Source organism: Nocardioides sp. YR527 (genome assembly GCF_900101045.1).
Classification (GTDB): domain Bacteria; phylum Actinomycetota; class Actinomycetes; order Propionibacteriales; family Nocardioidaceae; genus Nocardioides.
In genome coordinates this window covers 375,009-385,895 of sequence record NZ_FNFN01000005.1, presented here as the reverse complement: position 1 = coordinate 385,895, position 10,887 = coordinate 375,009, and the positions used below count along the sequence as shown (strand labels likewise).

Below are 10,887 nucleotides of genomic sequence, written 5' to 3'. Positions count from 1 at the left end.
GCCAAACTGGCGGCGCTCCGCTGCTCGTGATGTCGGTCGTGAATGAGGACCCCCCCATCTCATCCAAGGAACGCTCCGAGCAGCGGAGTCCAAACTTCGAAGCCCCTACGACCCGGTCGTAGGGGCTTTCGCATGCGCCGCGTCGAGCCGGCACACCACCCGGGACTCGTCCATTTGGGTCATGCGACATACCCTCCCCGGTAGCTACCGTCGTCCTCGTGCAGAGCGCCCCCGAGCAGCGCCAGGCCGCCCTCGTCGGCCGAGACCCGGAGCAGGTACGCCTGGCCAGACTGCTGAGCCGTACGCGGAACGGAAAGGGCGGGGCGATCGCCGTGCTCGGCGAACCGGGCATGGGCAAGTCCGCTCTGCTCACCGCGGCCACCACGGGCACCAGCGTCCGGGTGGTCAGGCTCGACGGCTACGAGTCCGAGTCCGACATGGCGTTCGCTGCGGTCCAGCGGCTGGTGACGTCGCTGCACGCCGAGTGCGAGCTGCTCCCCGAGCAGCAGCGCCGCGCCCTGCTCGTCGCCTCGGGCGAGGCGGACGGACCGCCGCCCGACCGCTACCTGGTCGGCCTCGGGGTCCTCGGGCTGCTGGCCGCCGCGAGCAACGGGCACGGCATCGTCTGCACGATCGACGACGCCCATCTGCTCGACCCGGAGAGCCTGGACGCGCTGGCGTTCGTGGCTCGCAGGATCGCGGTGGAGCGGGTCGCGGTCATTTTCGCCGGACGTGACGAGGCCGGCCTGGCCGAGCATCTCGGTGGCGTACCCCAGCTCGCGCTGACCGGCCTGGACACCGATGCCGCCGTGCGGCTGCTGAACCGGGCGGCGGCGGAACCCCTCCCGCCCTCGGTGGCCCTGGCGATCGCCCAGGCCACCGGCGGCAACCCGCTCGCCCTGATCGACCTCGCCGGCGAGTCGCTGGTCCACGAGCTGCCGGACCTGGGCATGGCCGGTGAGCCCGTCCCCGTCGGTCGCCACCTGGAGGCCCACTACGTACGCCGGGCTCGCCAGGCCGACCGGGCGGTCCAGACCTGGGCGCTGCTGGCCGCGGCGGACTCGACCGGCAACATCGACCTGCTCGCCGCCGCGGGCGCGGAGCTCGGCCTCACCCTCGAGGACGCCGACCGCGCCGAGGTCGCCGGGCTCGTCCAGCTCACCCCGAGCGTACGGTTCCGCCATCCCCTGGTGCGCTCGGCGGTCTACAACGCGGCCTCGGGCGTCGAACGACGCCGGGTCCACAGTGCCCTCGCGCACGCGGCCGACCGGGCGAACCTGACCGAGGCGGAAGCCTGGCACGCGGCCCGGGCCGTCGTCGGGACCGACGAGGAGGTCGCCGCCCGGTTGGACCTGACCGCGGACCTGGCCGCCCGCCGCGGCGGTCTTGTCTCGTGCGCGCGTCTGCTCGCCCGTGCCGCTGAGCTGAGCCCGCCGGGAGAGGCACGTGCCGCGCGGCAGATCGGCGCCGCGGAGGCGGCCCTGGCCGTCGGCGCCACGCACCTGACGCAGCGGCTCGTCGACGACCTCGACGAGGAGTCCGCCGGCGCGGTCATCCGTGGCCGTGCGCTGATCATCCGCAGCGCGCTGGCGCTGCTGCACGCCGAACGGGACGGGGTGATGAGCGGTTCGGCCGACCACCTGCGGGCCGCCGATCTCTTCCACGGAATCGATGACGTACGCGAGCAGGACGCCCTGCTCCGGGCCTTCGACCGATGTTCGAGCGCCGACCGCCTCATGACCGGCGTGACGCAGGCCGAGCTGGGCCGGCGGATGCTCGCCGGCGCGGACCTGGACGGCCGATGGTCGGTCGTGCTGCGCGGACTGGCCGCCTTGATCCTGGAGCCGTACGACACCGCGCACCCGAAGGTCCGCGCGGCGTTCGACGCGGTGCTCGCCCTGCCCGACGACGAGATCATGTACTTCGGCAGCGTGATCGCCGGCCTCGGCGGCTACCTGTGGGACGACGGGAGCCGAGCCGCCGGCCTCGACCGCGCCGCACGGGCCGCACGCGACCGAGGCGCCCTGCTCGTGCTCGACACGCTGCTGTGGATCATGGCCCTCTCCGAGGTCTACGGCGGCTCCCTGCACCGGGCCGGCCGCTGCGTGGAGATGCACAGAGAGGTACGCGGTGCGATGGGCTACGAGGAGGCGAACGTGCCCAACGTCGCGGTGATGGCCTGGACAGGAGAGCCACGCGACCTGGTGACGGCCGTGGCCGACGGGGCCGGTGCGATCGGGTTCGGCGGGGTCTGGTCCTCGGGGATCGAGGGGCTGGTCGCGCGTGACCTCGCGGACCGGCGCTACCAGGACGCCTACCAGCGCCACCGACCGCTGGTCGAGGACCCGTTCCTCCAGGTGACCCCGATCTGGTACGCCGACTTCGTCGAGTCAGCCGTACGCTCCGGCCACCCGGACGTTGCACAGCGGGTCGCTCAGGACCTGGCGAGCCGGGCGGCGGTGAACGGCATGCCCTGGTGCGAGGGAGCCGCCGAGCGGGCGCTCGCCCTGGTGAGCCCGGACGACGAGGCCGAGGCCCACTACCTCGCCTCGGTCGCGGCCCTGCACAAGACGCTGGCCGAGACCGAGCTCGGCCGGTCGTACCTGCTCTACGGCGAATGGCTCCGTCGCGTCCGGCGCCGTCGCGAGGCGGCCGAGCAGCTCCGCCTCGCGCTGCAGCACCTGCGCCACAGCGGCGCCGAGATCTTCGTCCCGCGAGTGCTCGCCGAGCTCGAGGTTCTCGGCGCCCGGGCCGACGATGTGGACGCCGAGGCGAACCCGCCACTGGAGCTCACCACCCAGGAGCACACGATCGCGCGCCTGGCCGCGTCCGGGCGTACCAACGCCGAGATCGCCGCCAACCTGTTCATCAGCCCGAACACCGTCGACTACCACCTGCGGAAGGTCTTCCAGAAGCTCGGCATCTCCTCGCGCCGGCAGCTGGCCGACCGACTGAACGCCTAGACCGGCAGCCGGAGCGGCACGCCCGGCGTCGGCCAGCGGAAGCGGTCTGCGATCCCGGGCGGAGCATCGGCCAGGTCGGCAAGGATCCGGCCCTTCCCCTGACGGAAGTGCGACCAGCCCTCGTAGTGCACCGGCACCACCGTGACCGGGTCGAGCAGCCCGCACAGCTCGACCGCGTCCCGCCCGCCCATCGTGTACGCGAGCGGGCCGGTCACCGGGAATCCGACACGTCCCAGGTGCAGGACCGCGGTCCCGACGTCGACCCGGGTCGCGACCTCGCGGAGACCGCCGTAGAGCACGGTGTCCCCCGAGATCCAGACGGCTCCGTGCTGCTGCCCCTCCCAGGTCAGCGAGAAGCCGATGACGTCGCCGACGATCGGTCGACTGCCGAGGAAACCATGACGCGCGGGAGTCGCGGTCACCGTGACCCTCGGGCGGCCCGGCGCGTGCAGCTCCGTGCTCTGCCATGGCCGCAGACCCCTGACCGCCCGGACCAGGCCCGACCTGGAGAGCCTGACCGCGCCCGAGGCGGTGGTGGCCACGACCCCGGCACCCGGCAGCAGCGCCCGGCCGGCGTCGTCGAGGTTGTCGGCGTGATGGTCGTGGGTGAGCAGGACGGCGTCGACGGGGCCGATCTCGGTGGCGAGGACCGCAGGGCCCGCGGTCTTCCGGGAGGACGTACCCCAGCCGAACCTGTACGTCCGGCCGGGGGCGTCGAAGGTCGGGTCGGTCAGGATCCTCCACCCGGCGACCTCGAGGAGCGTCGTCGGTCCTCCGACGTGCGTGAGGGTGAGGTCCATCGCGCGGGCTCAGGAGTCGGTGGGCTCGGTGGTGTCCCGCTGCCCGGCGTGGGAGAGCGCCCACTCCAGCGCGTGGTCGGCGATCCCCTCCCACCCCGGACCGGCCACCATCAGATGCGGCCGGCCCTCGTACGTCTCGTGCTCGGTGACGGTTCCGTCGCCCTGGTAGTGCTTGACGTTCGAGGCCTGCACCGACGGCGGCATGATGTGGTCCTCGGACCCGGACAGGAACAGCAGCGGCGCGCGGTCGGCGTTCTTGAAGTCGACCCAGGCACCCTGGTGACCAGGCTGGAAGTTCGCCAGCACGGAGTCGAACAGGACCCGGCCCGAAGCCGGGATGTGGTAGCGCTCGTAGAAGGCCGCCGACTCCTCCTCGGTGTAGGTGTTCGTGAAGGCGTACGTCCACTGCTCGGCGTCGAAACCGACGGCGCGGTGATGGTTGGCCGGGTTCTTGAGCACCGGGAAGACCGAGCGCAGCTGGCTCCACGGCGTGGCCCGGACGCCCTCGGTCGGGGCGGAGTTGAGGACGACGCCCGCGGCGCCGTAGCCGTGGTCCATCACGACCTGCGTGAACGCTCCGCCGGCCGAGTGGCCCATGATGATCGGTGCGGTGTCGAGCGTGTCGAGGAAGGCCTCCAGGTGGGAGACGATCGCCTCCAGGGTGAGGTCCGCGATCGGTGTCGGGTCTTCACGGAGGGCCTCGACCTCGACCTCGAATCCGGGGTAGGCGGGGGTGTGCACGGTGAAGCCCTTGGCCTCGTACCGGGCCTTCCAGTGTTCCCACGACCGGGGTGTGACCCAGAAGCCGTGGATCAGGACGATGGTGTCCGGGGTGCTCATGTCAGGTTCCCTCTCTGATGCTGGGCTGAGACGCTCCGATCGTCCATCGAGGCGCGATGCGTCCGGACCACGTACGACGCGTAGTCCCGCGGGACTACGCGGTCCACGTGGTCCGCCGGGCCTGGGCGCTGCGTGAGGCTCGTCAGGACAGATCCCAACCGACCGTGGGAGGAAGCCGATGCCTTACATCACCGCCGACGACGGCGCCCAGATCTTCTACAAGGACTGGGGCGTCAGCGGAAGCCCCGTGCTGCTCAGCCACGGCTGGCCGCTCAACTCCGACGCCTGGGAGGCCACCGCGCTCTTCCTCGCGCAGCACGGCCACCGAGCCGTCGCCCACGACCGCCGGGGCCACGGCCGCTCCAGCCAGACCTGGTCCGGCAACGAGATGGACACCTACGCCGACGACCTCGCCTGCATGATCGACGCGCTCGACCTGCGCGACCTCACCCTCGTCGGGCACTCGACGGGCGGCGGCGAGATCGTCCGGTACGTCGGGCGGCACGGCACCGGCCGCGTCGCCGGGCTCGCCCTGGTCTCGGCGGTGCCGCCGCTCATGCTGCGGACCGACGACAACCCCGACGGGCTACCCGTCGAGGTCTTCGACGAGATCCGGGCCGGGGAGCTGGCCAACCGGGCCCAGCTCTACCGCGACCTGGCCGACGGACCGTTCTTCGGGCACAACCGGAATGGCGACGTCCCGCAGGGCTTCCGCGACGCCTTCTGGCTCCAGGGCATGGCCTCCGGGCACCGTGGCGCCTACGAGTGCATCGCGGCCTTCTCCGCCACCGACTTCCGGCCCGACCTGGCCAAGATCGACGTGCCGACGCTGGTCGTGCACGGTGACGACGACCAGATCGTGCCGATCGAGGTCGGGGGCCGCCGCTCGGTCGAGCTGATCGACGGCGCGGAGCTGAAGGTCTACGAGGGTTCCAGCCATGCCCTTCCGGACACCGATCGCGATCGCCTGCACGCCGACCTGCTGGCCTTCATCGATCGCTGAGCGGCCTACGGCACCCTCGCGCGCCAGGCCGGGGTCCCGTGCTTGCTCTCGACCAGCGCCGCGGCCTCCTCGATCGTGGCCTGGTCGAGGCCGACGTACGCCGCGCCGAAGCTCTGCTCGAACTCCGTCAGCAGCGCGTCGATGACCTTCTCGCGGCTCAGCCCGGTCTGGGAACGGATCGGGTCGACCCGCTTGGCCGCGCTCCGGGTGCCCTTGTCGGACATCTTCTCCCGGCCGATCCGGAGCACCTCGAGCATCTTGTCGGCGTCGATGTCGTAGGCCATCGTGACGTGGTGCAGGACGCCGCCCGGGATCCGTTTCTGGGCGGCGCCGGCGATCTTGCCGACCGGCGAGGCGATGTCGTTCAGACCGGCGTAGGCGGCCTCGATGCCGACGCTGCGCAGGCCGCGCAGCACCCACTCGTCGAGGAAGGCGTACGACTCCTGGAAGGACATGCCGGCCACGAGCGTGTCGGGGACGGCGAGGCTGTAGGTGATCGTGTTGCCCGGCTCGACGAACATCGCGCCGCCACCGGAGATGCGGCGTACGACCTCGATGCCGTGCCGCTCGGCGGCGGCCTCGTCGACCTCGTTGGAGATCGACTGGTAGCTGCCGATCACGACCGCGCTGCTCGCCCAGTCCCAGAACCTCAGGTTGGGGGCTCGGCGGCCCTCGGCGACCTGGCGGACGATGACCTCGTCGAGGGCCATCTGCATCTGCGGCTCCAGCGGCCCGGTCTCGACGATCTCGAGGTCGAGGTCGTCCCAGGTCGTGGCCCTGCCCAGTGCGCGCAGCACCGTCAGGGCGATGTCGCGGGTCCCGAAGCCGACCAGATCGGCATCGCGGGCCGCGGCGTCCAGGTCCGCGGTCAGCTGGTCGAGGGACACGTCGACAGATTGCCCCTCCAGCGCCGCGGTCAGCCACCCCAGCGCCTCGTCGGGTTCCAGGAAGAAGTCGCCCGAGAGGACCACATCGTCGATCGTGTCAGCGGAGACCGTCGCATCGACGACGACCAGCTTGCCGCCGCGTACCTTCCGCTCGCCATGCACTCGTTCGCTCACAGTGTCTTAACGCGCTCGGACGCGGGATCCATCCCGGCTCCCGGTTGACGGCTGTGTTGGTTTCGACACGCCTCCGCCTAGCGGCTCCGGCGGCTCAACCAACCGTGGCGCCGCAGGAGCCGGCGGTGTCGGCCAGGCGGGTCAGTCCGGCGGGGCCGACGAGCGGGCGGGGGTCCTCGGCCAGCGTCCAGGCCCCGTCGATGAGGACGTAGTCACCCCGGACGTGACCGGCGAGCAGGGACCGTACGCCGGCCACCAGCCGGTCCACGTCGGCGAGCGAGGTGCCGATGCCGATGCTCGCGCGGACCGCGCCGGCGGTGAGCCCGAGGCGCTTGAGGAGCGGCTGGGCGCAGAAGCGGCCGTCGCGTACGCCCAGACCGTGCTCGGCCGAGAGGTAGGCCGCGACATGGCCGGGCTCGATGCCGTCGACGGTGAAGGTGACGACCCCGACCGGCTCGTCGGAGTCGGGCCACAACCGGATCACCTCGACTCCGTCGAGCGCGGACAGGCCGGCCACGAGGCGTCCCCTCAGTGACGCCTCGTGGCGGTCCAGGTCGGCGGCCGGGAGACCGCCGAGAGTCGTACAGGCCACGGCCAGCGCGGCGGCGCCGATGACGTTGGGCGAGCCGCCCTCGTGGCGTGCGGGCGCCGGCTGCCAGGTGGTCTCCCCCACCTCGACGTCGTCGACCGCCCCTCCCCCGGCGAGGTAGGGGGTGCCGACGTCGAGCCAGTCGCGACGCCCGGCCAGGGCGCCGGCGCCGTAGGGCGCGTAGAGCTTGTGGCCGGAGAAGGCGACGTAGTCGGCGCCGGTCGCGGCCAGCGAGAAGTGCCGGTGGGCGAGCAGCTGGGCGCCGTCGACGAGGACCCGGGCACCGTGGGCGTGGGCCAGGGTGACGATCTCGCCGACCGGCAGCGCCTCGCCGGTGACGTTGGAGGCGCCGGTGATCGCGACCAGGGCGAAGCTGTCCCGGGCCAGCTCGCCGGCGAGGGCGTCGATGGTGCCGGCGAGGGTGTCCCGGCCGGCGACCACGGTGACGCCGGCCTCGACGCGGCGCCACGGGACGAGGTTGGCGTGGTGCTCGATGTCGAGGACGAGCACCCGGCCGGGTACGCAGCCGGCCAGCAGGTTCACCGAGTCGGTGGTGTTGCGGGTGATGACGGTGACGTCGTCCTCGCGGGCGCCGACATAGGCGCCGATGGTCGCGCGCGACTCCTCGTAGAGGGCGGTCGAGACCTGGGACAGATAGCCGGCGCCACGATGCACCGAGGCGTACCAGGGCAGGACCTCGGCCACCCGGTCGGCCACGCTCTGCAGCGCCGGCGCCGACGCGGCCACGTCGAGGTTGGCGTACGTCGTGGTCGTTCCGTCCAGCAGCGGGACCTGAGTCTTCGAGCCGACGAGCGGAAGCAGGGACATGGGGGCACCCTTCGGGGTCATGGCTCCCCCAGGGCTGCCCGGCGAAGCACGCGCTTGCCCGCGCCACCTCGGCGAGGGCCTGGTCGTCACCCGGAGCACCCCACCGCGTGGGAGGGTTGCCCGCCAGCAAGCCGGGGCTTCGCGCTGGCAGTCGTGACCTTCGCGAAGATCCTGCCCGAGACCGGACACGCCCACCAACTCGTCATCTCGATCGGTGGGCACGCGTCTCAGATCACGGACGCCCCTCCCAGGGGTTTCCGTTGCCGTTGCCATTCCCGTTGTCGCACGTGCCGAAGAACTCCGAGACCGGGTCGCACTTCTCGCCGTCGTCCTCCTCCGGCGGTGCGGGCGGAGCAGGCGGAGCGATCAGCTCCTCCTCGTGACCGGACTCGGGATCCTGGCCGTCGACGTAGACGGGTTCGGGGAAGTTCTCGACCTCCTTACCCTCCATGGCATCCGCCATGATGGCCGCCCAGGTCTCGGTGGGATAGTCGGCGCCGAAGTAGGACGGCATCCAGCCGCCGTCGAGCTTGCCCTCGCCGTTGCCGCGCGAGTAACGCACGGCGGTGGCGATCTGCGGGGTGAACCCGACGAACCAGGACGAGCAGACGTACTGCGCGGTGGTGCAGGTGCCGGTGCCGGTCTTGCCGGCCACCGGCCGGCCGATGCTCTGCGCCTTCTGGCCGGAACCGCTCTGCACCACGCCCTGCATCGCGTACGTCACGTCGGCGGCGACGTCCTCGGAGATCGCGTGCCGGGCGTTCTTGCGGCCGTTCCAGCTGTAGAGGACGTTGCCGGCGCGGTCGCGGACCTTCTTCACCACGTGCACGTCGTGGCGGTAGCCGCCGTCGGCGATCGTGGCGTAGGCGTTGGCCATGTTGATCGGGCTGACGTTGGCACGGCCGAGCGCGATCCGGTCGTCGGTCTTGTGGTCGAAGTCGGTGGTGGTGCTGGGGATCCCCGGGAACTTCGGGTTCGCCTTCGCCGGCGCGACCCCCGCGGCGACCGCGGTGTCGTAGATCGCCTTGCGGCCCTCCTCGGGGCCACCCATCGACTCGGTCATGTCGATGTAGGCCGTGTTCACCGACTGCTCCATCGCCTTGAGCATGGTGATGTGCTGGCCGTAGTCCATCCCGTCCGCGATCCCGGCCTGCTCACCCTCGTTGACCACCTCTTGCCCGGTGTAGGTCGTGAACGGCGAGTCACCCGCCCACGTCGACTTCAGCGAGTAGCCCTTCGCGATCGCCGCGGCGGTGGCGAAGGGCTTCATCGTCGATCCGGCGTGGCCACCGGTCGCGGCCCAGTTGTGCTGGCTGTCGAGGTAGTCCTGGCCACCGTAGAAGCCGAGCAGCGCACCGGACCCGACGTCGACCGAGGCGGTCGCCACGTGCAGGGCGTTCTTCTGGTCCGGGTCGCCCTTGACGTACGCCTTCCGGTTCTTCGGCTTCACGGTCTTGGCCGCCGAGGCCGACGCCTTCATCACCTTCGTCGACAGGGTGGAGGTGATCCGCAGACCACCGCTGTCGATCTCCTCCTCGGTGAACAGCGGCTTGCCGTCGGCGCCCTTCAGGCCGAGCAGCTCGGCCTTGATCATGGTGAGCGCGTGGCCACGCTGGCCGCCGAGCCGGCTCGGCACGGTCTTCGTGGGGAACTTCGGCAGCTTCTCCATCACCTTGTCGGCGTCGGCCTGCTTCAGGTAGCCGAGGTCGACCATGCCGGAGAGGACGTACTGGTAGCGGCCGAGCAGCTTCTCCTCGCCGCGGAAGGTGCTGCTGGCCGGGTCGAAGCCGGCCGGGTTGTTGAGGATCGCCGCCAGCGCCGCAGTCTCCTGCAGGGAGAGGTCCTTGGTGGGCTTCGCGAAGTAGGCCTTCGCGGCCGCCTCGATGCCGTAGGCGCCGCGGTTGAAGTAGATCGTGTTGAGATAGTCGGTGAGGATCTGGTCCTTGCTCTTCTGCCGGGTCAGCTTCAGGGCGATGACCGCTTCCTTCAGCTTGCGCGAGTAGGAGTACTCGGAGCTGAGGTAGTAGTTCTTGACGTACTGCTGGGTGATCGTGGACGCACCGCCGGAGGTGCCCTCGGTGGTGTTGGTGAAGGCGGTGCGGACGATGCCCTTGAGGTCTACGCCGCTGTTCTCGTAGAACGTACGGTCCTCCGCAGCGACCACGGCGTGCTTGACCAGATCGGGGATCTCGTCGGAGTCGAGCTTGATCCGGTTCTGGTCACCATCTTGGTAACGGCCGAGCTCGGTCTTGGCGTTGTTGTAGTAGACGAAGGACGACTCGACCTCGAAGGCGGCGTTCGGGTCCGGCACCGCGATCCGGTTGTAGGACACGATGGCCGCGACCGAGCCGATCAGGGCGATGGCCAAGAACCCGACCAGCACCACCTTCGCCGTGACCTTCCCCCAGCGGCGCCAGGTCGTGGCCGGTGGACGAGCGCCGGCGCCCTCGGACCTGGTGCTCCCGGATCCGTCGCTCCGTTTGGCCCACTTCTCGACCGCCCAGGCCGTGGCCGGCTCGAGCTTGGCGAGCCAGTCGCGGGCCACGGACGGCTTGGGATCCGCCCGACGCGCACCCGGTCGGCTGGACGCCCGAGGCGGCTCCGGCACGACCCGAGGAGCCTGTGCGGCAGGCGGCGGAGGCGGTCGCCACGACGGCGGCGGGCCGGTCGGACCCTTCGGAGGCTCGGCGCTCCGGTGTTCCATTGCTCCACCTGACCTAGGCGACTGATTGCGGCGGCCGTTGATCCTACCCGGGTGGGTATGACAACGGAGGCCGACCCCTTGGGGAGCCGGCCTCCGTGT

General features: G+C 71.1%; 7 protein-coding genes and 1 riboswitch. Of the genes, 2 read left to right on the top strand and 5 right to left on the bottom strand.

Going from position 1 to position 10,887, the window contains the following annotated elements; genetic code table 11:
- Positions 1–218: 218 nt before the first annotated feature.
- Positions 219–2,963: a helix-turn-helix transcriptional regulator gene (locus tag BLT25_RS17355; protein WP_091048417.1), complete on the top strand. Its 2,745-nt coding sequence runs from the start codon at positions 219–221 to the stop codon at positions 2,961–2,963.
- Here BLT25_RS17355 and BLT25_RS17350 read toward each other — a convergent pair.
- Complete coding sequence (locus BLT25_RS17350; RefSeq protein WP_091048415.1) at positions 2,960–3,763, bottom strand: MBL fold metallo-hydrolase; 804 nt, start codon at positions 3,761–3,763, stop codon at positions 2,960–2,962. The two genes, BLT25_RS17355 and BLT25_RS17350, sit on opposite strands and share 4 nt — an antisense overlap.
- Before the next feature lie 9 nt (positions 3,764–3,772).
- Positions 3,773–4,603 (bottom strand): alpha/beta hydrolase, encoded by an 831-nt coding sequence (locus BLT25_RS17345; protein ID WP_091048412.1) that lies wholly within the window; start codon positions 4,601–4,603, stop codon positions 3,773–3,775.
- Between the two features lie 178 nt (positions 4,604–4,781).
- Between BLT25_RS17345 and BLT25_RS17340 the strand changes: the two genes are divergently transcribed.
- Complete coding sequence (locus BLT25_RS17340; RefSeq protein WP_091048411.1) at positions 4,782–5,606, top strand: alpha/beta fold hydrolase; 825 nt, start codon at positions 4,782–4,784, stop codon at positions 5,604–5,606.
- Positions 5,607–5,611: 5 nt separating this feature from the next.
- On the opposite strand, the gene BLT25_RS17335 is transcribed toward BLT25_RS17340, so the two are convergent.
- The 3 genes from BLT25_RS17335 to BLT25_RS17325 form a co-directional block, all read right to left on the bottom strand.
- Positions 5,612–6,667 (bottom strand): lipoate-protein ligase small subunit, encoded by a 1,056-nt coding sequence (locus BLT25_RS17335; RefSeq protein ID WP_371113344.1) that lies wholly within the window; start codon positions 6,665–6,667, stop codon positions 5,612–5,614.
- Positions 6,668–6,761: 94 nt separating this feature from the next.
- Positions 6,762–8,084 carry an aminotransferase class V-fold PLP-dependent enzyme gene (locus BLT25_RS17330; RefSeq protein WP_091048407.1) on the bottom strand — a complete coding sequence of 441 codons (1,323 nt, stop codon included), beginning with the start codon at positions 8,082–8,084 and terminating at the stop codon, positions 6,762–6,764.
- Positions 8,085–8,129: 45 nt separating this feature from the next.
- Positions 8,130–8,243, bottom strand: a riboswitch (SAM riboswitch).
- A gap of 73 nt (positions 8,244–8,316) precedes the next feature.
- Positions 8,317–10,629, bottom strand: a complete 2,313-nt coding sequence (locus tag BLT25_RS17325) for a transglycosylase domain-containing protein (RefSeq protein ID WP_256328642.1) — start codon at positions 10,627–10,629, stop codon at positions 8,317–8,319.
- Between the last annotated feature and the right edge of the window lie 258 nt (positions 10,630–10,887).